This is a genomic window from Pseudoalteromonas sp. PAST1 (genome assembly GCF_021532515.1).
Taxonomy (GTDB): Bacteria; Pseudomonadota; Gammaproteobacteria; order Enterobacterales; family Alteromonadaceae; genus Pseudoalteromonas; species Pseudoalteromonas simplex.
In genome coordinates this window covers 19325-46272 of the sequence record NZ_JAKGBH010000018.1, presented here as the reverse complement: position 1 = coordinate 46272, position 26948 = coordinate 19325, and the positions used below count along the sequence as shown (strand labels likewise).

The following is a 26948-nucleotide window of genomic DNA, read 5'->3' as shown; positions in this document are numbered from 1 at the left end:
CATGGTGCTATTGATTGATGCAATCAATGCTCTACGTGATTTCCTCGACACAGGTGGCCAAGTTCTCTTGGTCATCGGGGTCCTCATCTTCGCGATGTGGTTATTGATACTTGAGCGTTTTATGTATTTTTTTGGTGGCTTTAAACGCTACAAGAAAGACGTAAAAAGCACTTGGAGCAATAGAGCAGAGCGTAACAGCTGGAACGCAGAGCAAATTCGCCAAGCGATGATTTCACGCGCTGGCATGCAACTAAATAATAACCTTGCGCTAATCAACGTAATGGTTGCGTTATGTCCACTTTTAGGTCTGTTAGGTACCGTAACTGGCATGATCGAAGTATTTGATGTAATGGCAATCACAGGCACAGGCAGTGCACGTTCGATGGCATCAGGGGTGTCTAAAGCCACTATTCCAACAATGGCCGGCATGGTGGGTGCACTTTCAGGGGTTTTCGCATCAACGTTCTTACAACGTCGTGCAAAACGCGAAGTGCAATTACTTGAAGACAACATGGTCTTAGACCACTAAACGAATTTTAGGGTGATGTGAGCATCACCCACTAGGAGACTAATAATGAGAGCGCCACTAGGTAACTTATTTCAAGAAGACGACGCTGAAGAAATCAACATGACGCCAATGCTAGACGTTGTTTTCATCATGCTTATCTTCTTTATCGTAACTGCATCATTCGTAAAAGAAGCCGGTATTGATGTAAACCGCCCTGAAGCAGCAACAGCAGTGAAAAAAGAGCGTGCCAACATCTTAGTTGCTATTTCTGACAAAGGTGAAATTTGGATCAACAAACGCCAAGTAGATGTTCGTGCAGTTCAAGCAAATATCGAGCGCTTAAAAGCTGAAAACCCACAAGGTAGCGTGGTTATTCAAGCTGATAAGAAAGCCACAACCGATGTACTTATTAAAGTAATGGATGCATCGCGTGCTGCAGGCGCATTTGATGTGTCGATTGCTGCGCAAGAAGCATCATAAGGAATGTGAGCAATGCGTTATATAGTTGCATTAATCATCGCTGGTATCGTGACTGTTATGCTGTTTTTAGGCATGCAGGCACTGATCACCGGTGGTGAAGGGGCCATGTCTGAGCCCGTAAAAGGAAACGTACTTGATTTTGTTCGTCTGAAAAAAGAAGAGACAGTGCAAAAGAAAGAACGTAAACCGCAAAAGCCACCAACGCCAAAAGAGCCACCTCCGCCAATGGAATCACCGCAAATGCAAAACAGTGATCCTAACGCGAGTAATGCCAACTTTGACTTTGGTGCCAGTGTTGAAGCCGACGTTAACTTAGCTGGCGGCTTAGCCCTTGAATCAAGCGATGGTGAATACCTACCGATTGTAAAAGTAGCGCCTGTTTACCCGCGCCGAGCTTTATCGCGTGGTATCGAAGGCTATGTGATTGTTGAGTTTACAGTAACCAAGCAAGGCACAGTTCGTGACCCGAAAGTGATTAAAGCTGAACCAGAATCACTGTTTGACCGCGCTGCGATGGATGCAGCACTTAAATTTAAATATAAACCGCGCGTTGTTAACGGTGAAGCTGTTGAAGTAGCGGGCGTACAGAACAAAATTTCTTTCCAAATTAACGGTTAGAAAAGAGGAATGCGATTATGAAACCTTTAAAAGTTGCCGTGATTTGCGCGGCTGCTTTCACAAGCAGCCTGGTAATTCCAAGCGTTGTTAGCATGTTACCAGGTGTCACACTGGCAACAGCTTACGCTGAGGAGCAAAAAACCAAACGAGTACCTGCACTGCGTGAAAAAGTGTATAGCCAATTAGCACGAGCACAAAAGCTGGCTGATGATGGTGATGCAAAAGCAGGGCTAGAAGCACTTGATAGTATTCAAGAGCGCTCTTCAAGCATGAACTCGTATGAAATTGCCATGATGCATAATTTCTACGGTTTTATTTACTACAACGAAAATGACCTTGATAAAGCAATTGCCTCGTTTGAAAAAGTAGTAAACGAAGATGCTATTCCAGAAACATTACGTGTAAGCACCACCTTTAGCTTAGCGCAACTTGCCATGGCTAATAGCGATTACGAAAAGGTAATCAAATATTTAGCACAGTGGGATGTGATTAACGACAAGCCGAAAACAGATGCTTATTACGTATTAAAATCTCAAGCGTATTATCAGCTTAAAGATTACCAAAAAGGCATTGAGAACATTAACCTTGCTATCGCTGAAGCCGACAGCAAAGGTGAAATGCCAAAAGAAAACTGGTTAATCTTACAGCGTGCTATGTATTACTCACTTAATCAGTCTGACAAGGTGGTCGAGGTACTTGAGCGTTTAGTTAAGCTTTACAACAAGCCAGAGTACTGGGTTCAGTTAGGTGGCATGTACGGTGAAACGGGCGCAGAAAAAAAACAATTAGCGATTTTAGAAGCGGCATATCAACAAGGTTTCATGAAATCTAAATCAGATTTACGTCAATTATCGCAAGTTTATTTATACAACGGCCTGGCTTTTAAAGCGGCGAACGTGATGAGTAAAGCTATGCAAGACGGTGTCGCTGAAAAATCAGCGAAAAACTATGCCTTTGTTGCAGAAGCAATGGTACAAGCAAAAGAGGGTGAAAAGTCACTTGCTTATTTTGCAAAAGCCGCTGATTTAGTGTCGCATGGTCAGTACGAACAACGTATTGCAGAGGTAAGCATTAACCTTGAAAAATATGAAGAAGCAGCGGATGCTGCACGTAAAGCCCTAGATAAAGGAGGCTTAGAGTTTGAATCAAATGTGTATGTTGCCTTAGGTATGGCGCAGTACAATTTACAAAACTTTGATGCCTCGATTTTAGCGTTTGAGCAAGCGGAAAAACACAAAAAGTCGCAGCGTTTAGCTGAGCAATGGATCAAGTATGTGAAGCGTGAAAAAGTGCACGCCGAAACATTACGTACCGCTTTACTCTAAATCGTATTCAACAGGTAAGCGTACAAAAGAACTAATTTATAATCGCAACACCAAAGCTGCCTTCGGGCGGCTTTTTTCCGTTCCTAAAATTTACTAACTTACTCTTTTTTAAATAATTAATATTGTCATTTTATGTTTATTAAAGTGTAACTAGTTTGTCATACAGCTCCCGTAAGGTAGTCGCAGTTTAAAACTCAAGTGACCCAAAAGCATTATTTTGCAGTGCTTTTTCGGTGACTTGAGTTTATGCGCTAACACAATAATTAAATATCTATCTTAACGGAGTGAACAATGAAATTATCTGGCTTATTCAAGGTTAGTCTTGTAGCTACAGCAATCTCTTTAGCAGGTTGTGGCGGTGGTGACATCAACATCAACGTGGACGAAACAGTTGAGCAACCAACTACACCTACTAACCCAACTACACCACCAACAACTGAAGAGTTACCAGGTGTATACAGCCAAAGCCTTTCGAATGAAGTATCTGCTGCATTAGGTCGTGATGTAACAGTTCAAGTTCTTTCAGGCGTAATTACAGAAGATACAACATTATCAACAGACGCATTCTGGGCACTTGATGGTGCAGTATTTGTTGGTAACGATAAAGCAGACAGTGCAACATTAACAATTGAAGCAGGTGCGGTCGTATTCGGTAACAGCGGCTCTGATTACCTAGTTGTTAGCCGTGACTCTAAAATTGAAGCTACAGGTACTAAAAACGACCCTATCATCTTTACTTCTAAGCAAGATGTAGTGGGTGATGAAACATCTGCAGGCCAATGGGGCGGTATGGTGCTTCTTGGTAATGGTATTTCTAATAAGTGTCCTGCTGAAGGCGATTGTGCTCTTCAAGTTGAAGGTGTTGAATCAGGTGCTGTATTTGGCGGTACGGATAACACAGATAATTCAGGTACATTAAAATATGTTGTTGTTAAAAATGCTGGTTATGAAATTGCACCAGATAACGAACTAAATGGTATTACGTTTGGTGCTGTAGGTTCTGGTACAACAGTTGAATACTTACAAGTTCACAATAATTCAGATGATGGTGTTGAATTCTTCGGTGGTGCAGTAAACCTTAAGCACGTTGTATTAACAAGCATCGATGACGATAGCATCGACTGGGACAATGGTTACCAAGGTAAAATGCAATTCGTTTATGTTGAACAAGATCCTGATTCAACAGATGCAAACCGTGGTATCGAAGCAGATAACGACGGTAGCACACCTTCTAAAGAACCAAAATCATTACCAATCATCTCTAACTTAACAATCATCGGTAACAACTTTGATGGTGAAGATGATGCTGAAGGTATCTACCTTCGTGAAGGTACAGGTTTACACCTTTATAACTCAGTGATCACTGGCTCTGATGAAATGGGTGAGTGTTTAGAGATTGAAGGTGCAGAAGACGGTGCAAGCGAAACAGTAAATAACGCTAACGATGGCACTATCTTAATGCAAAACACGTTTATGTCGTGTACTAATGGCGAAAACTTCAAAAATCCAGTTGATGGTAGCGGCAACACGTTACTTGAGCTTGAAACATGGTTTACAGCACAATCTGGTAACGTAATCAATGACAAGCCAATGCTTGGTGCAAACGGTCAACCAATTGCAGGCTCGCCATTACTAGGTGCTGGCCAAGATGTAGCAAATACTGTTGATGCGTTCTTCGATACAGTTGACTTTGTTGGTGCATTAAATGACTCAGATGACTGGCGTGAAGGTTGGGCATTTGGTTACGGTGGCGGTGAAGTAACGGCACCACCAGCTGTAGCAGGTTGTCCATCAGGTACAACGTCAATTTCTCCAGTTGATGGCAGCACAACAACATGTGAAGTGTCTGGTCGCATTACTGCAGATTTAACACTTACAGCGGGTAACTACTATGCATTAAGCGGTGCTGTATTTGTAGGTGAAGATAATGCAGATTCAGCAACTTTAACAATTGAGCCAGGCGTAACAGTATATGGCCGTACAGGTGATGATTACTTAGTAATTAGCCGTGGTTCAAAAATTAATGCTAACGGTACTAAAGATGAGCCAATCTCGTTCACTTCAAGCCAAGATGTTATGGGCGGCACTACAGCTGCGGGCCAATGGGGTGGTTTAGTTCTTCTTGGTAATGCACCATCGAACAAGTGTCCAGCAGAAGGCGATTGTGCACTTCAAGTTGAAGGTGTGGAGTCAGGTGCCGTGTTCGGTGGTACTGATACAACGGACAACTCAGGTACGCTGCGTTATGTTCGTGTGATGAATGGTGGTTACGAAATCGCACCAGATAACGAATTAAACGGTATTACTTTCGGTGGTGTTGGTTCTGGTACTACTGTTGAGTATGTGCAAGTTCACCAAAACGCGGATGACGGTGTTGAATTCTTCGGTGGTAACGTACAAGCGAAGTACTTAGTACTAACAAGCATTCAAGATGACAGCATCGACTGGGACAATGGTTTCCAAGGTAAAATGCAGCATATTCTTGTTAAGCAAGCAGCTGATAACTCAGACGCGAACCGTGGTATTGAAGCAGACAACGATGGGTCTACACCGTCTAAAACGCCTAAGTCAAACCCAACAATTGCTAACTTAACAATCATTGGTAATACCTTTGACGGTGAAGATGACTCAGAAGGTATGTACTTCCGTGAAGGTACGGGTGCGCAAATCTATAACACAATCGTAACGGGCCCTGAAGGCATGGGCGAATGTCTTGAGATTGAAGGTGCAGCTTCTGGTGAAAGTGAAACAGTGAACAATGCCCAAGATGGTACCTTAATGATTAAATCATCAGTGATTGCATGTTCTGAAAACTTCAAAGACCCAAGTGGTGTAGATTTCAGCGTTGAAAACTGGTGGACAAACACATTAGGTAACTTAGTTGCTACAGGTCAAACGCAAGTTGTAAATGGTATCTTTACTATCGATACAACAACAGCGACAGACGTGAAAGCAATCGACGGTTTCTTCGATACAACAACGCACATTGGTGCAGTATCTGCTGATAACAACTGGACTGAAGGTTGGACGGTAGGTCTGGAATAACACAGTAAGCGAGGTGCTAAACAACGTGTTTAGCACCTTTAAACAACTTTCTGTAACTTATTTCAGATAGAGGTAAACATGAAACAATATTCAAAACAGTTCAGCTTAACAGCACTAAGCGCAGCTATCTTATGCGGCTTGAGTGTCTCAGTACACGCAGCTGAAGCAGACGAAGAGGCTGTTCTTGAAGAAGTTGTTGTTAGTGCAAGTCGTTTAAAAGGCACTGCAACAGCTGTTCTAGAAGAGCGTAAACAGCAAGCATTCGTTGCTGATATTATGGGTGCAGAGCAAATTTCACGAAGTGGTGATAGTGACGCTGCTGCAGCGCTACGCCGTGTAACAGGTTTAACACTTGTTGATGGTAAGTTTATTTATGTTCGTGGTTTAGGTGAGCGATATTCAAGTACACAGTTAAATAACTCTGCTGTACCAAGTCCAGATCCAACACGTTCTGTATTACCACTGGATTTATTTCCATCAGGTATTATCGAAAGTTTATCAGTACAAAAATCGTATTCACCGTCAATGCCTGCGTCTTTTGGTGGTGGTAACGTTGATATTCGTTTGAAATCAATTCCTGATCAATTTGTATTTGATGTGTCGGGTCAGCTTGGTTACAACACTAATAACTTTGATGATGGCCTTGAATACAACGGTGGTTCGGATGATTGGTACGGTGTTGATGATGGCACACGCGAAATTCCACGTCCTATCCTTGATGTATACCAAAGTGGTCAATCGCTTGATGATTTAACACCTGAGCAAAGCCGTGCTTTAGCCCTATCGTTAAATCGCGATTATGATCCAAAATCAGCAAAGGTTGACCCGAATACGAAGTTTACTGCCACATTAGGTAACAGCTTCGAATCAGATAAATGGCGCTACGGTTTCTTATCGTCGCTTAGCTACGATAATAAGCACGTTGTTGCAGATGAGTATCAAGGTCAAGGCTTCTTGATTGGTGAAAATTCAACAACCATGATCCGTGGTTATGACCAAGTACTAAGTACAGAGCACACGGTTAAAACATCAGGGATGGTTACGGTTGGTGTTGAGTATGACAAAGCGCATAAAGTTGACTACACAGCTTTAATCCTACGTGATACTGAAGATAAAATTTCAGATCGTTTAGGTATTGACCAAAACAACAATACCTCAGACAACAAGCGTGTACGTTCTTATGATGTTCGTTATGAAGAGCGTGAGCTGATCGTTAATCAATTAAAAGGTATGCATACTTTTGATTGGTTGAATTACGCGGGTTTTGACTGGAAGTATTCAATTGGTCGCTCAAACCGTTACGCACCAGGTAACATGGAAACTCGTTTCATTGTTACTGATGCTAACGAAGATGGGTTTTACGATACAGTAAACGAAAGTGCACTAACCAATGCAACAACAGCTGCACGTTACACTTTCCAAGATTTGGATGATGAAGTAGAGAACTACGGTTTTAACTTTACGTTGCCTATTATGCTAGATGGCGTGGATGTTGAGCTTAAATCAGGTGCTGATTTTATCTCTAAAGAGCGTTCAGCAACTAACCGTCGTTTTGATATCAATACACGTGCATTCTCAGATGTTGACTTAAACGGAAATGAGTTAAACACTATTTTGTCTGATGATGTACTCTCGAACGCGACACTAACGCAACCAATCCTGAACGACACAACGGTTTCAGGCGATGACTATAAGTCAGCGCAGAAAGTGGATGCCTATTACTTCGAAGCAGATTTCTTCTTCAATAATACATGGCGTATTACCGGTGGTTTACGTTGGGAAGATTTCCGTCAAGTATCTGTTCCTCTTGACCCATTTACTGGTGGCCTTGCATCTTCAATTGATTATGATGAGTTAGATCAGCTCGCATTCCGTGAAGATGACGTTTATAGCGCACTAGCTTTAACTTATGTACAAAGTGACGAAACGCAATGGCGCTTAAGCTATGGTGAAACTGTTGTTCGCCCAGATTTACGTGAGATTTCTGACGCAACTTACATCGATCCGCTTACTGAATACCCTGTAGGTGGTACGCCAGGTCTACGTACAACGCAAATCAAAAACTATGATTTCCGCTGGGAAAACTATTTTGATACGGGCGAGAACTTCTCTGTTGGTGTGTTCTATAAAGACATGGTTGACCCAATTGAGTCCGTTCAATCACCTGCACAAGATGGTCCACCTCTGGTACGTATTGCTAATGCAGAAGATGGTTATGTTGCGGGTGTTGAATTTGAATACCTGAAAGATTTTGCTTTCTTAGGTGGATTCTGGCAAGACGTGTTCATGACAGGTAACGTGACGTTAAGTGACTCAGAAATCAACATGGACCGTCAGGCGATTGTTGAACAAACAGGAGTTTCTGCAGCGGTTACAAATACAACACGTCGCATGACGGGCCATTCAAAATATGTTGTGAATATGCAGTTAGGCTATGACGCACCTAGTGGGCAGCATGCTTCAACGCTAATCTATAACGTATTTGGTGAGCGAATTATTATTCCTGGCATTGAAGGTCAAGAAGATTGGATGGAGCAACCTTTCCACTCTCTAGACTTTAACTACACCTATTTCCCTGATTTCAACTCAAGCTTGAAGTTCAAAGTGACTAATATCTTGGGCGCAAAATCTGAAATAGAGTCAGCGGGAACTTTAACTCGCTCTAAAGAGAAAGGCACTGAGTTCTCAATTGAGTACAAATACCAGTTCTAATACTCTGACCAAGGAAGGATACAATAATAAATCCTAACGTTGATTTAGCCCTGCACTAGCAGGGCTTTTTTCTATACCCAAACCACCTCAAGATGCAGAATTCAGCGTTTCACAGGTGCTTAATATCAAGGCGTTACTTTGCAAGAATGGCAGTCCCTTTTAAGAAGTAACAACGATGAGAGTAAGTGCCTGTGAAGCGCCCAAAGGGTTGGTTTAAAAGCGATTTATACTGCGTTATTGATTTTAACAATAGAACCACTATTACTTGCAATCAATGCCTTGCCTAAATCGCTTTTAATTCCAACTGAAACTCGCATCTTGAGGTAGTTTGGGTATATTAAACCATTGCGTGTTATGGTAGTTCTAAGTGTTAAAACAGGGATTAAAAATGGACTTACGGTTAATTATAAATGGCAAAAAAGCGGCTGATGAGCAGCTTCGTGACGCCATCGGTCAATTTCGAACTAGTCAGCCACTTGCAGTGCGTGTTACTTATGAAGGCGGTGACATTGAGCGCTTTATTAATGAAGCCGTCGCAGAGGGTGTAAAACGTATTGTCGTAGCTGGTGGTGATGGCACCGTTAATGAAGCCGTTAATGCATTAATGAAACTGGAAAAGTCACAACGTTTAGAGCTTGCTATTTTACCTATGGGCACAGCAAATGATTTTGCTACAGCCGCTAATATTCCTCACGGGTACTTGCCAGCACTGAAACTTGCCGCACAGGGTCAGCCGCATGCAATTGATACGGTAGAGGTTGATAAGCGTTATTTTGTGAACGTAGCCAGTGCAGGCTTTGGGGCAAAAATTACCGCAACCACACCGCCAGCACTGAAAAACTTACTCGGTGGTGGCGCGTATACCTTGGCTGGTCTTGTACAAGCGCTGAGTTTTGTACCTTACAGTGGCGAGTTAACGCTGCCTGATGGTGAACGTACTTCGGGCGATATTATTGCCGCTGCCGTATGTAATGGCCGCCAAGCGGGCGGTGGCCAGCCACTTGCGCCACATGCGTACATAAATGATGGCTTGGTTGATTTAGTGGCGTTTACATCATTTGCAATCTCAGATGTACCAGCGGTTATTGAAGAGCTCAGTAATTACCCTAACTCTTCACAACAGTGGGTAAAACGCTTTCAAGTGCCTTGGCTTGAATGGCAAACACAAACAGAAATGCCAATAAACTTAGATGGCGAGCCAATCAGCTCAAAGCAACAACGTTTTGAAGTGCATGCTGGTGCGCTAAACATGGTACTGCCAGACGCTTGCCCATTACTTAAATAAACGATGATGAAAAATTTTGATGTTACTCGGTTTGCGCTGGTTTTGCTAAGGCCGCAATGCTAGATTACTTCTGTAAAAATTAAACTCTCACGCAATGGACTTTAATTTTTAACAGTTTAGGTAATTTGAATGAATCAAACAGTGGAACAAACAATGAAAAAAGTAGGATTAGTCGGTTGGCGGGGCATGGTTGGCTCTGTGTTATTAGAACGTATGCAGCAAGAAAATGATTTTTCTAGTATCGACACGACTTTTTTCACCACCTCACAAACCGGTCAATTAGGCCCTGACCTTGCGGGTCCTGCTAAACCGCTTTTAGATGCCAATGATATCGCTGAGCTTGCGAAGATGGACATTATTGTCACTTGCCAAGGCGGTGAGTATACCAAAGCCGTTTACCCGCAATTACGTGAATCAGGTTGGCAAGGTTACTGGATTGATGCCGCATCGGCACTGCGTATGAGTGACGACAGTATTATTGTGCTAGATCCGGTAAACAAAGACGTTATCAGTGCGGGTTTAGAGCAAGGTGTTAAAACCTATGTGGGCGGTAACTGTACCGTATCACTAATGCTATTAGCACTGGGCGGTTTATTTGAGCAAGACTTGATTGAATGGGTAAGCCCAATGACATATCAAGCGGCTTCTGGCGCAGGCGCACGCAACATGAAAGAGTTAATTGCGCAAATGGGTGCAATTCACGAAACAGTGGCAGACAAGCTTGCAGATCCAAATGCTGCGATTCTTGAGATTGATAAGTTAGTCACCGAAAAAATTGCCTCAAGCGATTTACCACAAGACCAGTTTGGTGTTCCTCTAGCTGGTAGCCTTATCCCTTGGATTGATGTACCAATGCCAAGCGGTCAAAGTAAAGAAGAGTGGAAAGCGCAAGTTGAAGCGAACAAGATTTTAGGCAGCAGTGAACAACCTATCCCTGTTGATGGCTTATGTGTTCGCATTGGTGCAATGCGCTGTCACTCACAAGCAATGACAATTAAGCTGCGCAAAGACATTAGCGTTGAGCAAATTGAAGAAATTCTGGCTTCTCACAATGAGTGGGTCAAAGTGATCCCGAATGATCGCGACATTACCGCTACAGATTTAACGCCTGTAAAAGTAACTGGCACGCTGTCTATTCCGGTAGGTCGTATTCGTAAATTAGCGATGGGCCCAGAGTATATCAGTGCGTTTACGGTTGGTGACCAACTGTTATGGGGTGCTGCTGAGCCACTGCGTCGCATGTTACGTATTATTGTTGATGGCTAGAACTGGTTTTACTTGTGTATAAAACCTTATTCTACTAACTCAGAGCTTCTGTTGAAAACTCAGCTGATTTTTACTCTGTTTCTAAATTCGCCTCGTATATAGAGGCGAATTTAGTTATTACTCGTGAATGTTATTAAAAACGATATTGAGCAGTGATACTAAAGTTTCTCGGTGCGCCATATTGAAACTGGTTATAAAACCCAATTTGGCTGTAATAACGTTTATCAAATGCGTTCTCTAAATTAGCGCGCAATGTAAGTTGTTCGTTTACGTTGTATCTTGCCATTAGTCGAAAAAGCGCATAACTTTGCTGACTAACCTCAACTGAACTTCTATCAGGCTTAGTGACATTTCTATTGATTTCACTTTGCCAATTAAAACCAGCTCCCAGTTGTAGACCACTTAGTATATTATTTAATTCATATGTACTGAAAAGCTTTACTTGGTGTTTTGGGCTAGTGGTCGTTATCTTTTCTCCATCAGGGTCTTTTGTTTCAAATTGGCTATATCCAAAATAAACATTCCAATGCTCATTAATTGAACCATTTGCTTCAAATTCGAATCCTTGCGTTTTGGTGCCATCAATACCACGGTAAATAGGCACAGTAGTACCAGGTAATGTTTCTCCTGTTGCTTCGCCAACATTATCTTGAAGGATCTCAAACACTGAAAATGAGGTATCTAGCGCTTCTTCAAATAGGCTTGCTTTAACACCTGCTTCGTAGTTTTTTCCTTTAACAGGATCTAGGTAGCTGCCATCGGATTGAACTCTACTTTGTGGTGTGAAAATATCGGTGTAGTTAGCATACAAAGATACATTTTGCCCAACAGTATAGGTAGCGCCAATGTAACTGGTAAATTCATTATCAACTTCGTAATTATGAATGGTTCCGAAATTGTCTTGCTCAGTTTCCCAATTATCAATCCGTCCGCCTATAACCATTGAAAGCGCGTCAGTTACTTCAATATCAGAAGCAAGATATATTGCTTGTTGCTTTGTTTCTCCCCATGAGCCATACAAGATTTCATCACTCCATTGAGGGGTGGGATAAGTAAAGTTTTTATCTCTAAAATCACCCAAAGGCGGTGCTTCATTTAAAGAGCCATAATATGGGTTGGCAAACTCTTGTTTCTGCTGATTTACACCAATTAGAACTTGTTGAGAACGATCGAGTAACATAAAACGGCCCGATAATTTTAAGTCGTATGTATGTTGAGTGCGATTGCCATCAATAAATGAAAGTGAGCCAGGTATCATTCCTTCATTGGTTATTGGGTCTGGGTTACCCGTTGGCCATAACACATCATATTCTAAATCGTTATCGCCATAGATGTAGCTTGCTTTAACTTGCCAGTCATCACTAAAGTTATGTTCAATCGTGGCAAAGCTGTTCAACGCTTTGGTTTTAGATGATGCCCAGCGAGGAGCAGTTGATGTGCGGTGACTGTAATTAGTTCTATTACCTTGGTTGTCAAATAGCGGTAATCCACCAGACATTGAGCCTTCAGGCTTTGTATCTTGATAATCAGTTCCTAAGGTTAGTAATGTGTCACGCCCTAAATCTGCTTCAATAATACCGTAAAGGGTTTGTCTTTGTTGCTCGTAACGATGCTGATAACTTTCGCGATCTTGATATGCTATGACGACTCGACCTCGAACGCTTGCGTCTTGATTCAAGCCTCCCGATAAGTCAACAATACCGCGTAACTGTTGCCATGAACCAATACTTAGGCTTACGTTTGCTTGAAATTGTTCTGTCGGACGCTTACGCACTAAATTGATAGCTGCCGATGGACTGCCCGCACCTAACATCAAACCAGTTGCTCCGCGAACAACTTCTATGCGCTGATAAATTGCGCTATCCATTAAGTTGTCACCATAGTTAAAGCGTGTATCGTAGGTTGTCGCCACACCGTCATACAAAATACTACTTACGCCAATACCGCGGGCACTGATTGAGTATCGGTCGTTGTCAGAAGGGCGGGTATTAATCCCCGCTACGCTGTTCATCACTTCAATAACTGAGTTTAGTTGTTGATCTTTTATCGCTTGCTGAGTTACGACTGTGGTTGATTGTGGTGTTTCAAGAAACGATAACTCTAAACCCGTTGCGGTACTCATTTGCTCAACTTTATAGCTTTGAGCATTGTTATGTTCACCCACGACTGTGAGTACTTCCATATCGTGATGCTTTTTTTGCTCAGCCTGTAAAGATTGACTAAATATCGCTAAACAAGAAAGTGCGACAGGCGTGAGTTTAAAGTAGTTAGTCTTTGTCATTTTTTATCCGTAGTCCTATTACGTCTATAAATAGTGAGGCCTATGCTTAGGCTATTGTTGTGTCATGTTGAAAGTCATGACGAGTGGAAAATCATGGAGTGGGCTTATGATATCCCCAGCAAAACGGAGGTTTTTCTCTTTAGATAGTTGGAATCATTAATCCATAGATATTGCGGCAGTTTAAAAATTTCCATTGTGTATATCCTTTAACATTGATTTAGTAACCAAGAGACAAGAAGAGTTTTTCTTCAGTCTCCAATTAATTAAAATCCGCAACACCCTGTACCGATTAATCGGAATATATCACTTAATAAATGGTAATGTAAATTATTATCATTTATTAAGTGTGCAGTTAAAAGGCCTTTTGATTTGTTAGTTTTTTCGAATTGGTTAAAGGACATAACATTATTTGTGATTTAAGTCGTGGCTAAAGGCTAGTAGAAAACTCTTGATCAATTACAATGTTAGATTCAAGCAATCGGAGCAATTTTTAATAAATTGAGAAAAGCATGCACACACCCAACAAGTGGAAAATGACACCAGAGCGAGTATCGCAGTTTATCAAAACCTACAGCTTTGCATTAATGGTTGATAGTGAGTTTGAGGCAACCCATCTACCATTAGTGTATAAACCCGATGAGGGCGAGTTTGGTACCTTATATGGTCATGTGTCACAGGCTAATCGTCATGGCAAAAGCTTGCAAGATACCCGTGTATTAGTGGTTTTTAATGGCCCACATAGTTATATTTCACCCACTTGGTATAGTGAGAAGCCAGCTGTATCGACCTGGAACTACGCTGCGGTGCATGCCCAAGGCATAGTAGAATACCTTGATGATGACAACACCTTAGCCTGCCTAAATGAGTTAATTAGCCAATACGAGCCAAGTATTTTAAACGACACCAGTTTGTTGCCAGCTGATTATCAAGCCAAATTACTGCGTGGCATAGTGGGTATTAAAATCGAACTTGACTCAATTCAGGCAAAAGAGAAGTTAGGCCAGCATAAGTCGGCGGCGGATCAACAAGGTGTTTTAACAGGGTTAAAAGCAGATAAACACCCTGATGCCCAAGCTTTACTTTGCTATATGCTTAAACATGAAGTAGGAATAGGCAGCTAATTTGCATCCAGCAAATGCTGCCAATTGGTTGGAAAGTATCTAGCAACACTTTGTTAAAAGCATGTTAATTACTAAAACTAAAGTTAGTACATTCCACGTGTCTGTCAACTAAATGTCATATTTTTAACAGGTAAGTTTTGAGTAAAAGCAAGCATAAGGGGTATAAATTTCACGTTAACTTTATGTGGTCAAGCTTGCTTTGCCCCATAAAAATAAACACTTAATTATTTGCTGAACTTCCGAGGTCTCACTATATTTTCTTAAGTGCTTAGTTGGAAGTTGGCTATGAACATTTCAAAAAATTAAAACTCGCCTTTGCGTCAGCAATTGCGCTGCCGTTGATAATTATTGCTGTGCTTGTAATTACACAAACAAGACAACAAGCCCTCGATAGTTTCGCCGAGCTTAGTCAAAGAGAAGCGAAACAAGTTGATAACGGTATCAGTATGTTTTTTGCTGAAATAGAGAAAAACGTCAATTATCTTGCATCCCATTCCGCTATCTTAGACGCCAAGCAAGGTGTTAAAACCCATATGCAATCACCTAGTGCAGAAAAGCTTGATCATCTAAGTGGTAGTAACATCGAAAAAAACGCCTTTCGTTTATTTGATCACTTTGGTGCCACCCATCAGGGACTTGCTTATATCTACATGGGGAATGAGCAAGGTGGTTATATTCAATGGCCAGAGGGTGAAGTTACAGCGAATTATGACCCAAGAGTAAGGCCTTGGTACGAAACTGGCAAAGCAGCAAATGGTAAAACGGTAAGAACCAATGCCTATTATTGGGCAGCAGATGACATGGTAATTGTTTCTACTGTTAAAGCGATTAAGGAAGCGGGGGAGCTTATTGGTGTACAGGGCATGGATGTATCCTTGCAGGGCCTTACCGATATTATTGCGAACATTAAACTTGGTGAAACTGGCTATCTAATGTTGATTGAAGATAGTGGCAATGTACTCGTTGACGTTAAAAATGCTGATTACAGGTTTAAGCAGCTAGCACAAGTCAATAACGGAAAATACAAACAGCTCGCTGAAAATAATCAGGGTCAATTTGAAATCGACATTAATGGCAAAGATTACTTAGCGAATATTTATACCTCGCAAAAACTAGGCTGGAAATTTATAGGCTTAGTAGAAAAATCTGAAGTGATGAGTGCTGCAAACGCGATGACGATTACTATTTTAGTCATCAGTGCAATCTTGATTGCTGTGTTCATTTTAGTTGCTAGCTATATTTCTAAATTAATTTCTGCACCTATTGTTGAAGTAAGTGATGGTCTAACTGAAATATCGCAAGGTGGTGGTGACTTAACAAAGCGGTTAGTGATTAAAACACGCGATGAAACGGCCAAACTGGCTAACAGCTTTAATTTATTTTTGAATTTGATTTCTGATTTAGTCACGCAAATTAATGAGTGTGCGCAAAATGTGAGTGATACCTCGGCGCAAACGTCATCACAAGCGGCGCAATTATCTGGCTCAACATCTCAGCAACAACAAGCCCTCGAAATGGCGGCCACAGCGATTAATGAAATGGCAGCGACAGCCAATGAAGTCTCTGCCAGTTGTGCCAATGCAGCCGAACTTGCATCGCAAACACAACAGGCCTCTGAGCTTGGACAAAGTGTTATATCTAAAACGGTTGATAGCGTTGTATCTCTATCTAAGGTGATCACCAAAGCAACTAAAGATATAAACCAACTCGATGCTGAAAGTGAAAATATCATGTCGATTTTAAGCGTGATAAGAGGCATCGCAGAGCAAACCAATTTGTTAGCTTTAAATGCAGCAATTGAAGCGGCGAGGGCGGGTGAGCATGGTCGAGGTTTTGCAGTTGTCGCAGATGAGGTGCGTGCGTTATCACAAAGAACCTCAGAATCGACAGAAGAAATAGCAAGTCAGTTAGATACGTTGCGCAGGATGTCTGATCAAGTGTCAAAAGAGATGACAACCAGCTTAGATCGCACAAACAAAACAGTGGAGTTAGCCCATTCAGCACAACAGCAATTTAGCGAAATAACAGCGTCTATCGTCAATATCAGCGATTTAAATACACAGATTGCCACTGCAGCCGAAGAGCAACAACATGTAGCAGAAGACATTAACCGCAATGTTGTTGAAATAAAAAATGCGGCTGATGATGTAAGCGAAATTGCCCATAGTGCCAGAGGCAATGGTGAAAAACTAAACCTGTTATCGAAAACTCTAAATGATTTAGTGGGTAAGTTTAAAGTGTAAAATACTCTTTGTTTCATATACTTTGCATGCTTTAATGGAATAAATAACTAAAGCGTGTAACGAATCATTTTGTTATTTGATTAGAGAACACAAGGCACAAAACTCCTATAAAATGGCAAATAATGAAAATAGATAGTGTGAACGCTGAAGATTACCCAGAGCTACTTGCTGTATGGGAAAACTCAGTTCGAGCAACCCATGATTTTATAACAGAAGACGACATCACTTTTTTTAAGCCAATTATTATCGAGCAAGCGTTTCCGAATGTGACTTTAAAGTGCATTAAGGATGAGCATCAGGCAATTTTAGGCTTTATAGGCGTACATGAATGCAAAATAGAAATGTTGTTCATTTTAGATGCCGCAAGAGGTAAGGGCATAGGTAAAGCACTACTCAACTATGCAGTTGAGCAATTAGCTGCCAACAAAGTGGATGTTAATGAGCAAAACCCACTTGCGGTTGGATTTTATCAATATAGGGGCTTTAAAATTGCCTCACGCTCGCCCTTAGATGATATGGGCAAACCATTCCCAATATTGCACATGGAAATCGTGTAGGAACGGCTTCATCCGTGAATTTAGATGTTCGGCGTTGAAACGCCTCCTACAAACTCTTACTAAATTTACTGTCGTCACTTATCTTTTGCTTAATTTAATGAACACGATATGCTGAAGCAGCGAATAAAGCATTACATGGGAGTAGCAAATGAATCTCAATCAGGTGACGTTACCTGTAAAGGATACGAATGAAGCGGTGGCTTTTTACTTAACACTGGGAATGATTCAGATTGTAGATACCCCGCATTACGCACGCTTTCAATGCCCAGATGGTGGTGCCACATTTTCGCTGTCATTAGAAACTGAAGAATTTAGTAATAGTGCGGTAATATATTTTGAACATGAGCAGCTCGATGAGCTCTATGCAAGCCTTGTTGAAAAAGGCATTCGCTTTGAACAGCCGCCTACTGCACAGCGTTATTTATGGACGGAAGCAATTCTAAAAGACCCATCAGGGAATAAAATTAAATTGTATTGGGCCGGAGAAAACCGCTTAAACCCGCCATGGAAAGTAGAAAAACGAGGGTAAAAAAAGGCGCTAAGGTCTAGCGCCTAATAGCTAAAAACAATTATTTAAAAACCTTACTGCTTTTCTTTCAGTAGTTGTTTTAGTTCAGCCATTTCAGCTTGCAGCTGAGCTATTTGCCCTTTGGTTGCGGGCATGTCGGCATCAGATGTTTGCTCTTCACGGGCGTTACGATGCTCTTCAGACATAACTTCTAAAATCGCACCAACCATCATGTTTAAAAATACAAAGGCTGTTAAAAAGATGAAGGTTAGATAAAAAATCCAGCTGAGCTCATATACAGCCATCGTTTCATACATAACATCGGTCCAATCCTCAAACGTGGCAATCCTGAATAGGGTGAGCATCGAAATAGACACATCGCCCCACAGTACTGGGTTGATGTCAGCAAACAGCATGCTACCCATGGCGGCATAAATATAGAAGATCACGAACATGAGCAGGGCGATATAGCCCATTTGCGGAATAGCTTTTAGAAGCGAGTTAACCAGCAGTCTAAGCTCTGGGATCATGGATACAAGTCGCAATACGCGGAAAATACGCAGTAATCGAGCGATAAAAATTGTTGAGCCTGCTGCAGGGTAAAGGCTACCCACCACGATTATAAAATCGAAGATATTCCAACCTTTGCTGAAAAAGTCTTTAAAGCCTCGGCTTGCGATAAAGCGGATCACCAGTTCAACTAAAAAGAATACCGTGATACCTAAGTCCATCCAATGTAAGGCAAGCTCAACTGTTGGATGTAACGAATAGGTGTGTGCCCCCACAGTTAGTGCTGAAATAACAATGACAGCAATAACAAATGATTGAAAAATTTTACTTTTATCGATACGCTGAAACAGCTGTTGTAACTGCGACAACATCATATAGAACCCTTTGGTTGTAATATTTAAACCCACGCAATATACAGGAAATTGCAGCACCAATGTATAACTACATGAAGGAAATTTAATGTTTTTTAACGCTTTAAAATTAGCCGTGATTGCAACGCTTGCTGTGGCTTTATCAGCGTGTAGCTCTGATGCCCGTTATCATGAAATTCAATCAGCACGTTTAAGTGAATGCAATTATTTGGCAGATAAAGAATACCATGAGTGTGTTAAACGCCAGCAAGACAGTTACGAAGAATTTAAAAAACAACAAGCAGAACATGACTAAAACAGAAAAGCGTCTAGATAAAGTTATTCGAGTTGCTTTAACGCAAGCGTGCGAACTAGCAAAAGAGCACGTACACGAATTTTCATGGTTAACGCATACTGCTGATCTAAAAAAGCTACCGCAATCACTAAAAGTCAGTTGTTATTGTAAAGAGCTGCCGATAACCGCTGAGCAAACCCAGTTAATTAGCAGTCTAATTATCAAAGAATTGAGTGCAAAAGATTTAACTATCAATGTAAAAGCAATTTCATTTTTAAAGGAATAATAATGTACTTAAATTTAACCCCTAAACAGATGGTTAGATTAAACCTGGCTCTTGCTGTGTTATTTATTTGTGTAGGTGTGTACAGCTTGCAATCAGATTCATTACCTATTTCAAGTTTTACCGGTTTTATATTTGCAATTGCTTTTATGGTGCAAGCCTATCGCTCAACAGAAAAATTTGCAGCCAAATCAGCGCTTAGTAAAACACTCACGGCAACAGACACGAGTTTAACGGTTAAGCAGGTTTATTATGGCGAGCAAGAAAAGACTCTTGAATTAAGCCGTATTACGCAACTGAAAGTTGCTGATAACTATTTAGCCGTCATATTAGATAACAACGGCCAAGGTTATGACTTTCAAATAAAAGGTAAAGCTGAAGCCATCACTGAACGTTTAAATGAGATATTGCCAAAGGCGCTGCTTAAAAACAGCCCAATCAAACAGGTTTAATTTGGTAAGCCAGCTGCAAATGGCTATAATCGGCAAAAATTATTGAAAGAGATATAGCAATGGCAGTGCCTACGCGTTCACAAATTTCAATTGGCTGCGAAGTCAACATTGTATTAAAACAAGATCAACGAACAGGTCAGTTAACTCAAGGTGTGGTATCACGTATTTTAACTAAATCACCAAATCACCCGCATGGTATTAAAGTACAGCTTGATGATGGTCAAGTAGGGCGCGTGAAAGAGATTTTATCATGAGTGTTTTAAGCGAAAGTGAATTTTGGCAACTCGTAACCGCCGAAGATAAAACTGCCGAGCCTGAGTCTGTTTGTAATGCATTAAAAGCAAAGCTGACTGATTTATCTGACCAACAGCTGATGGAGTTCGATAAGCAGTTTAACCTACGTATGCGCAAAGCTTATACCTGGGATTTATTTGGCGCTGCATATGTGATGGCCGGATGTAACGACGATTATGGTTTTTCTGAGTTTTTATGTTGGCTTATTTCACGTGGTGAACAGGCTTTTTTGAAAGCGCTTGAAAACCCAGACTCAATTGCTGAGTGTACGCCTGTTTATCATTTAAACGAACAGCCTTACCCGTATTTAGATGAATATGACCTAATTGCCGGTATGCTTTACGAAGAGCGTAATGATGACGAATTACCCTTTGTACCATCTGGCCTTGAGCAACCAAAAGGTAAACGCTTTAAAGATAAGGCCAAGTTTTTAAAGCAAACCTATCCAAATTTATACGCCAAATATTGGCAACAACCGAACTAATTAAAAGCACCTAAGGGTGCTTTTTTATGCGCTAATACTTACTTTTCTATAGCTTTCAGAAATTTTTAGTACCTATATTTAATCATTTTGTGGTATCTTATTCACGCTATATTCAGCTAATTTAACAATATAAATCAGCAAGCTAAGTTTAATTAGTTTGCTTAACACATATCAAAGGAAATGACAGTGTCAGAAAACGTATATCAAGCACCAGAAGCAAACCTTGCTACAGCGTCAACAGAAACAACTACCTTAAGCATGAAAGAAATCTTATTTTCTTTTAAAGGACGTATTCCTCGTAAGACTTATTGGTATTCTTTCTTAGGTATTATTGTAGCTTCATTTGTTTTTATGTTCGTAGTTGCATTATTAACAGGTGGTAATGAAACAGCAATCTCTGTAATCACACTCATCTTTTATATCCCGCTTATGTGGGTTTCGCTTGCGGTTCAAGTTAAACGCTGGCACGACCGTAATAAATCAGGTTGGTGGGTACTGATTGGCTTAGTTCCACTGATTGGTGGTATTTGGGCGTTAATCGAAAATGGCTTTTTAGCAGGTGATGAAGCTGAGAACCGTTTCGGTAAACCTACTAGCTTATAAGCTTTATTGTGTGCTCTGGATATCAGAGCACACAAAACAAACGTGTCTAATGAAGCATTTAACAACGATTCAAATAGCTAGATTTATTATCAGCTTTAGTTGGCTTTATCATGGGCTGATGCCAAAACTAATTCATATTGCTCCTCTTGAATTAAAAATGACGGCCAGTTTTGGCTTCAATGCTGAAATCTCAATGCTCATCACTCGGGCAGCTGGCATAGGTGAAATTATATTTGCCGTGCTGTTTTTTATTTTTTATCGTTCAATCTTTATCAATATTCTCAACATTGCTGCTTTAGTTGGGCTAGCGCTGTTTGTTGCCGTTTTACAACCCGCACTTTTAATCGAAGCGTTTAACCCTGTAACTACAAACATTGCCATGATCGCCTTTAGCCTTGTGCTCATTAAAGAGCAAAAATCTTTAAACAAAAACACTAAACCGAGTAACAACGCCTAATTTCGTCAATCATGGCATTTGCTAAAGGCGAGCTGGCATTTGTTTTTGAGGTGATCAATACCACAGGAATATCGTAGTGATATTTACTCGGTTGAATAGCTTTAAAAATACCTTTATCGACCCAGAACTGTGCGTAGTGATCGGGTAAATAACCAATAAACTCACCCGATAAAATTAAATGTGCAATACCTTCATCATGATAAGCAACAGCACTGTTTTGATAGTTTAAACCGTCGTTTCGGCTTTCTTTATCACGCATGTAGTTACTGGTAATCACTTCGGCTTCTTTAATGAGCTCATCTATTTGTTTGTCTTCACACTCAAATAATGGGTGACCGACTGCGCAATACAAAAAGTTAGTTTCATTGTGTAGGGCGGTGTAATCTAAGCCGCGAATATGATGGCGGCTAACACCAATTCCCACTAATGAACGGCCATTGGCTACTGCGGTTTCTACCTCTCGTGCCTCGCACACATTAATATCGAACTGAATGTTTTTACCTTTGCCCTTTAACTTTGCGATTACGCGGGGAATGGCACAACGCGGGTCGCTGACCATGGTATCTATCATGGCAATACTTAAACGTCCCGATAACTCGTTTTTAGAGCTTGCTACGGTATTAGCAAAGGCTTCGCATTGCTGAAGCAGTTCTATCGATGCCTGATAAGTGATGGCGCCAGCGTCTGTAATTTCAAAACCACTGCGGCCACGTTTACATAATTTAATACCAAGCCTTACTTCTAAATCTGATAAATGCGCACTGATGGTGGAGCGGCCAATATTCAAACGTGACTCTGCGGCTGAAAGCCCGCCACACTCAACAATTGCTACAAAAACGCGCAATAAGCGCAGGTCTACGTCATGAACTTGCATAGCTCTTCTTTAAGTTCGATAAATCTGGAATGAATAACGATAATTATGCATTTGTAAAACAACTAGAGCAAGCTAGACTCCACCTAAATAAAACTTAATCCTGTTCTTTAGGAATTATAAATGACATTTAAGTATGGTGTTGACCAATTAACGTTAGATAGCGTTAATGCTATTGCAGCCGGTACGTTACAGGCAGAGCTTTGCCAAGAAGCAATTGATAAAATTAATAAAAGCCGCCAAAACGTAGACAAAATGGCTGCCTCAGATAAAGCCATTTATGGTATCAATACGGGCTTTGGCCCATTGTGTGATACACAAATTTCTCCAGAAGAAACTAACTTATTACAAAAGAACTTATTGATCACACACGCTGTTGGTGTGGGTGAGCCAATCGCTAAACCGATTTCAAAGCTGATGCTAATCACCAAAGTACACGCATTAAGCCAAGGTTTTTCAGGTATTCGTTTAACCGTTGTTGAGCGTATGCTTAAGTTTATTGAACTTGATATTATCCCTGTTGTACCAGAGCAAGGCTCAGTTGGCGCGTCAGGCGATTTAGCACCGTTATCACACTTATTCTTACCTCTTTTAGGTGAAGGTGAGTTTTGGGTAAACGACACAATCAAGCCAGCAGCAGACGTATTAAAAGAGCATGGTTTAGCGCCTTTAGATTTACATGCTAAAGAAGGCCTAGCATTAATTAACGGTACTCAGTTTATTTTATCGCATGCCATTACTGCGCTTACTAAAATGCGTTACTTATTAGACCTTGCAGATATCGCAGGTGCTATGAGCATTGAAGGTATGCAAGGTAGCGAATCACCGTTCCGTGAAGAGTTACACGCAATTCGTGCTTTTAAAGGTAATGTTGAAGTTGCAGCACGTATGCGTAGCTTTTTTGCAGGCTCTGAAAACATGGCTTCACACACTGATTGTGACCGTGTTCAAGACCCTTACTCATTACGTTGTATTCCACAAGTTCATGGTGCATCGCGTAACGCGTACTACCATTTAAAAGAGCTTGCTGAAACAGAAATGAACTCTGTAACAGATAACCCAATTGTGATCAGCGAAGAAGAAGCCATTTCGGGTGGTGGTTTCCACGGTCAACCACTTGCTATGGTATTAGATTACGCATCAATCGCAGCGGCAGAGCTTGGTAACATTGCTGATCGTCGTTGTTACTTACTGCTTGAGGGCTTACACGGCTTACCACGTTTGTTAACGACATCGGGTGGCTTAAACTCTGGCATGATGATCCCGCAATATGTGACTGCGGCATTGGTAACAGAAAATAAATCATTGTGTTTCCCACCATCAGCAGACAGCGTACCAACATCAATGGGCCAAGAAGATCACGTATCTATGGGTAGTATCTCTGGTCGTAAGTTAAACCAGATTTTAGGTAACCTTGATAAAATCTTTGCTATTGAGCTGATGTATGCAGCGCAAGCAATCGAATTTAGACGTCCTAACAAGTGTTCAGACATCATTGAAGAAAACTTTGCGCTCATTCGCAGCAAAGTTGCCAAACTAGAAGAAGACCGCTTACTTAAGCCAGACATTGATGCCATGGTAGAACTTGTTAAATCGCAAGCGTTTAAAGTTAACTAAGGGAGCAAATAATGACTTTTCAAGAACAAATTAAGCAAGGTATCCCAAGCGTATTACCAGAGCCAAAACCGTATCCAAGTGATGCAAACCGTGCTCCAAAACGTAAAGACATTTTATCGGCTGACGAAAAGCAATTAGCGATTCGTAACGCATTGCGTTATTTCCCTAAAGAATGGCACAAAGAATTAGCCGCTGAATTTGCCGCAGAGCTTAAGCAATTTGGCCGTATTTACATGTATCGCTTTAAGCCTAACTATGAGCTTAAAGCGCGCTCAATCAGTGATTACCCGGCTAAATGCGAACAAGCTGCCGCTATCATGTTAATGATCGACAATAACCTTGATCCTGCAGTAGCACAGCATCCTGAAGAGCTAATCACTTACGGTGGTAACGGTGCGGTATTCCAAAACTGGGCGCAGTACTTATTAACTATGAAGTACTTAAGCGAAATGGAAGAAGACCAAACGCTACACATGTACTCGGGTCACCCTATGGGGTTATTTCCATCATCAGTTGAAGCACCGCGCGTGGTTGTAACGAACGGTATGATGATCCCGAACTATTCGAAGCCGGATGACTGGGAAAAATTCAATGCACTGGGTGTAACTCAATACGGTCAAATGACTGCGGGTTCATTTATGTACATTGGCCCACAAGGTATTGTTCACGGTACAACCATTACGGTAATGAATGCGTTCCGTAAAGTGCTCGAAAAAGGCGAATCACCAAAAGGTAAGATCTTCTTAACTGCTGGTTTAGGCGGTATGAGTGGTGCTCAGCCTAAAGCGGGTAACATTGCTAACTGTATCACCGTATGTGCTGAGGTTAACCCTAAGGCGGCTATTAAGCGTCATCAACAAGGTTGGGTTGATGAGCTAATTGATAACATGCCAGAGCTTGTTGAGCGTGTACGTACGGCTCAACAAAATGAAGAAGTGGTTTCAATTGCCTTTATCGGTAACGTGGTTGATGTATGGGAAAGCTTCTTAGCTGAAGATATTTTCATTCACTTAGGTTCAGACCAAACTTCACTTCATAACCCATGGTCAGGCGGTTACTACCCGGTTGATATCAGCTATGAAGAGTCAAATCGTTTAATCCGTGAAGAGCCAGAAGTATTTAAAGAAAAAGTACAAGCGACGCTTAAACGCCACGCCGATGCTGTTAACAAACACACGGCAAAAGGTACTTACTTCTTTGATTACGGTAATGCGTTCTTGCTAGAAGCATCACGCGCTGGTGGCGATGTAATGGCTGAAAATGGGATTGATTTTAAATACCCATCTTATGTACAAGATATTCTTGGCCCAATGTGTTTTGACTACGGCTTTGGCCCGTTCCGCTGGGTATGTACGTCAGGTAAACCTGAAGATCTTGATAAAACAGATGCGATTGCTGCAGACGTTTTAAATAAAATCATGGCAGACTCGCCTGAAGAGATCCAACAGCAAATGCAAGACAACATCACATGGATCAAAGATGCGAAGCAAAACAAACTGGTTGTTGGTTCGCAAGCTCGTATTTTATATGCCGATGCACAAGGCCGCGCTGAAATTGCTAAAGCGTTTAATGATGCTATTAATCGTGGCGAAATTGGTCCGGTTGTTCTTGGGCGTGACCACCACGATGTAAGTGGTACTGATTCACCTTTCCGTGAAACATCAAACATTTATGATGGTAGCCGCTTCACAGCAGATATGGCGATTCACAATGTAATTGGTGATGGTTTCCGCGGTGCTACTTGGGTATCTATCCACAACGGTGGCGGTGTTGGCTGGGGCGAAGTGATCAACGGCGGTTTTGGTATGCTACTCGATGGTAGTGAAGCTGCCGAGCGTCGTTTGAAATCTATGCTCTTATTTGATGTAAACAACGGTATTGCTCGTCGTAGTTGGGCGCGTAACGAAGAAGCTAATTTTGCGATTAAACGTGAAATGGCTCGTACCCCTAAACTTAAAGTGACCTTGTCTAATAACGTTGATGATGACGTTTTATCAAACTTAGATTTCTAAGTTGTGTCAATGCAAAAAGGCCATGTTGTAAGCGCAACATGGCCTTTTTTATTGCCAAAAAATATTAAATAGCGCATCGTTTAGGAGGCGTTTTAACGCCGAACATCTAAGGTTCACGGCTGAAGCCGTTCCTACGTGAAAATTTCCACGGTTTTTGTCGCCATAAATGACGACCTACATGGGCACTCGAAGGCGTGAAACGTGTTTCGCGCGTTTGTATTTAAAAAGTAGCAGTATAAAGCTGCTGCTACTTAAGGTGCATGGTCTCAAAGATCATTGACTCGCAACTTTAATCATCTTTCTTAGCTTTTTTCGCGAGAATTTCGACTTCGGCTTTTTCGGTTACACCTGCCATACTCAGGGCTGTGCTGCCTACCGATTCATATTCAAGTTTGATTTTATCGAGTTTGGCGTCGTTTTTGTCAGGTAAACTTAAGCTACGTGATGACATTCCTTTGGTTAAAACACCAAGGTTATCAAACACCTTTTCTTCACCGGTATTCATAATAACTTTAATTTTCTTAAGATTCACTGTGCCATGAGTACATTTAATTTTAATATGGCTGTAACGACTGCTAGTGATTGGGTTAACAGTATCGGTTTCGCTTTTGTAGCTTACCTTTTTCTCGGCAATCGATTTCCATTCGTCATCACTCGCCAGGCTTTGCATGCTTGTTAAAGCAAGAAATGTCGTTAAGGTAATTAGTTTGATTAATTTCATAAGATTCCCTCCAAAGATGTCACTTTAAAATTTATAGCATATAAACAGCT

The 26948-nt window shown here is 41.2% G+C and carries 25 protein-coding genes; 21 read left to right on the top strand and 4 right to left on the bottom strand.

Translation table 11 applies throughout. The annotated features are described in order from the left end of the window. The first annotated feature begins 1 nt into the window (after position 1). From L1272_RS10750 to asd, 8 genes are all read left to right on the top strand, one after another. Positions 2-529: a MotA/TolQ/ExbB proton channel family protein gene (locus L1272_RS10750; protein ID WP_054552070.1), complete on the top strand. Its 528-nt coding sequence runs from the start codon at positions 2-4 to the stop codon at positions 527-529. Between the two features lie 45 nt (positions 530-574). Further along, the gene (locus L1272_RS10745; RefSeq protein WP_036971869.1) at positions 575-988 is read left to right on the top strand and encodes an ExbD/TolR family protein; all 414 of its coding nucleotides are present in this window, start codon (positions 575-577) and stop codon (positions 986-988) included. A gap of 12 nt (positions 989-1000) precedes the next feature. After that, positions 1001-1606 carry an energy transducer TonB gene (locus L1272_RS10740; RefSeq protein WP_054552071.1) on the top strand — a complete coding sequence of 202 codons (606 nt, stop codon included), beginning with the start codon at positions 1001-1003 and terminating at the stop codon, positions 1604-1606. A gap of 17 nt (positions 1607-1623) precedes the next feature. Continuing rightward, complete coding sequence (locus L1272_RS10735) at positions 1624-2931, top strand: tetratricopeptide repeat protein (RefSeq protein ID WP_235373355.1); 1308 nt, start codon at positions 1624-1626, stop codon at positions 2929-2931. 291 nt (positions 2932-3222) lie between these two features. Beyond that, positions 3223-5976 (top strand): hypothetical protein, encoded by a 2754-nt coding sequence (locus L1272_RS10730; protein ID WP_235373354.1) that lies wholly within the window; start codon positions 3223-3225, stop codon positions 5974-5976. 78 nt (positions 5977-6054) lie between these two features. Continuing rightward, on the top strand, positions 6055-8688 hold the full coding sequence (locus L1272_RS10725) for a TonB-dependent receptor domain-containing protein (protein ID WP_235373353.1): 2634 nt from the start codon (positions 6055-6057) through the stop codon (positions 8686-8688). Positions 8689-9076: 388 nt separating this feature from the next. After that, positions 9077-9973 (top strand): lipid kinase YegS, encoded by an 897-nt coding sequence (gene yegS, locus L1272_RS10720; RefSeq protein WP_235373351.1) that lies wholly within the window; start codon positions 9077-9079, stop codon positions 9971-9973. A 129-nt stretch (positions 9974-10102) separates the two neighbouring features. Further along, positions 10103-11239: an aspartate-semialdehyde dehydrogenase gene (asd, locus tag L1272_RS10715; RefSeq protein ID WP_235373349.1), complete on the top strand. Its 1137-nt coding sequence runs from the start codon at positions 10103-10105 to the stop codon at positions 11237-11239. Between the two features lie 133 nt (positions 11240-11372). Here the strand turns inward: asd and L1272_RS10710 are convergent, their stop codons facing one another. Beyond that, positions 11373-13421, bottom strand: coding sequence for a TonB-dependent siderophore receptor (locus L1272_RS10710; RefSeq protein ID WP_235373396.1), 2049 nt, complete (start codon positions 13419-13421; stop codon positions 11373-11375). Positions 13422-14029: 608 nt separating this feature from the next. Between L1272_RS10710 and L1272_RS10705 the strand changes: the two genes are divergently transcribed. From L1272_RS10705 to L1272_RS10690, 4 genes are all read left to right on the top strand, one after another. After that, the gene (locus tag L1272_RS10705; protein ID WP_054552078.1) at positions 14030-14641 is read left to right on the top strand and encodes an FMN-binding negative transcriptional regulator; all 612 of its coding nucleotides are present in this window, start codon (positions 14030-14032) and stop codon (positions 14639-14641) included. Between the two features lie 272 nt (positions 14642-14913). After that, positions 14914-16884, top strand: a complete 1971-nt coding sequence (locus L1272_RS10700) for a methyl-accepting chemotaxis protein (RefSeq protein ID WP_235373347.1) — start codon at positions 14914-14916, stop codon at positions 16882-16884. Positions 16885-17006: 122 nt separating this feature from the next. Next, the gene (locus L1272_RS10695; protein WP_235373345.1) at positions 17007-17441 is read left to right on the top strand and encodes a GNAT family N-acetyltransferase; all 435 of its coding nucleotides are present in this window, start codon (positions 17007-17009) and stop codon (positions 17439-17441) included. A gap of 148 nt (positions 17442-17589) precedes the next feature. Next, complete coding sequence (locus tag L1272_RS10690) at positions 17590-17970, top strand: VOC family protein (RefSeq protein WP_235373344.1); 381 nt, start codon at positions 17590-17592, stop codon at positions 17968-17970. A 53-nt stretch (positions 17971-18023) separates the two neighbouring features. Here L1272_RS10690 and L1272_RS10685 read toward each other — a convergent pair whose 3' ends face one another. After that, entirely contained in the window at positions 18024-18830 is an 807-nt protein-coding gene (locus L1272_RS10685; protein ID WP_171041553.1) for an ion transporter, read from the bottom strand. A gap of 88 nt (positions 18831-18918) precedes the next feature. Between L1272_RS10685 and L1272_RS10680 the strand changes: the two genes are divergently transcribed. The 7 genes from L1272_RS10680 to L1272_RS10650 all read left to right on the top strand — a co-directional run bounded on the left by L1272_RS10680 (position 18919) and on the right by L1272_RS10650 (position 21677). Further along, the gene (locus L1272_RS10680) at positions 18919-19125 is read left to right on the top strand and encodes a hypothetical protein (RefSeq protein ID WP_054552083.1); all 207 of its coding nucleotides are present in this window, start codon (positions 18919-18921) and stop codon (positions 19123-19125) included. Beyond that, entirely contained in the window at positions 19118-19390 is a 273-nt protein-coding gene (locus tag L1272_RS10675) for a hypothetical protein (RefSeq protein ID WP_054552084.1), read from the top strand. Before L1272_RS10680 ends, L1272_RS10675 begins: the two co-directional genes overlap by 8 nt. A 2-nt stretch (positions 19391-19392) precedes the next feature. Then, on the top strand, positions 19393-19839 hold the full coding sequence (locus L1272_RS10670) for a hypothetical protein (RefSeq protein ID WP_054552085.1): 447 nt from the start codon (positions 19393-19395) through the stop codon (positions 19837-19839). Between the two features lie 59 nt (positions 19840-19898). Next, entirely contained in the window at positions 19899-20093 is a 195-nt protein-coding gene (locus L1272_RS10665; RefSeq protein ID WP_036971837.1) for a YwbE family protein, read from the top strand. After that, positions 20090-20617, top strand: coding sequence for a DUF4240 domain-containing protein (locus L1272_RS10660; RefSeq protein WP_054552086.1), 528 nt, complete (start codon positions 20090-20092; stop codon positions 20615-20617). The genes L1272_RS10665 and L1272_RS10660 overlap by 4 nt, the downstream gene beginning before the upstream one ends. 186 nt (positions 20618-20803) lie before the next feature. After that, complete coding sequence (locus L1272_RS10655; protein WP_138599969.1) at positions 20804-21220, top strand: DUF805 domain-containing protein; 417 nt, start codon at positions 20804-20806, stop codon at positions 21218-21220. A 49-nt stretch (positions 21221-21269) separates the two neighbouring features. Next, positions 21270-21677 (top strand): DoxX-like family protein, encoded by a 408-nt coding sequence (locus L1272_RS10650; protein ID WP_235373343.1) that lies wholly within the window; start codon positions 21270-21272, stop codon positions 21675-21677. On the opposite strand, the gene L1272_RS10645 is transcribed toward L1272_RS10650, so the two are convergent. Next, positions 21655-22551 carry a LysR family transcriptional regulator gene (locus tag L1272_RS10645; protein WP_235373340.1) on the bottom strand — a complete coding sequence of 299 codons (897 nt, stop codon included), beginning with the start codon at positions 22549-22551 and terminating at the stop codon, positions 21655-21657. The two genes, L1272_RS10650 and L1272_RS10645, sit on opposite strands and share 23 nt — an antisense overlap. A 120-nt stretch (positions 22552-22671) precedes the next feature. On the opposite strand from L1272_RS10645, the gene hutH reads away from it, so the two are divergent. Beyond that, positions 22672-24165 carry a histidine ammonia-lyase gene (gene hutH, locus L1272_RS10640; protein WP_166340888.1) on the top strand — a complete coding sequence of 498 codons (1494 nt, stop codon included), beginning with the start codon at positions 22672-22674 and terminating at the stop codon, positions 24163-24165. Between the two features lie 11 nt (positions 24166-24176). After that, on the top strand, positions 24177-26177 hold the full coding sequence (locus L1272_RS10635) for a urocanate hydratase (RefSeq protein ID WP_138599964.1): 2001 nt from the start codon (positions 24177-24179) through the stop codon (positions 26175-26177). Between the two features lie 289 nt (positions 26178-26466). Here the strand turns inward: L1272_RS10635 and L1272_RS10630 are convergent, their stop codons facing one another. Continuing rightward, positions 26467-26898, bottom strand: coding sequence for a hypothetical protein (locus L1272_RS10630; RefSeq protein WP_138599963.1), 432 nt, complete (start codon positions 26896-26898; stop codon positions 26467-26469). Between the last annotated feature and the right edge of the window lie 50 nt (positions 26899-26948).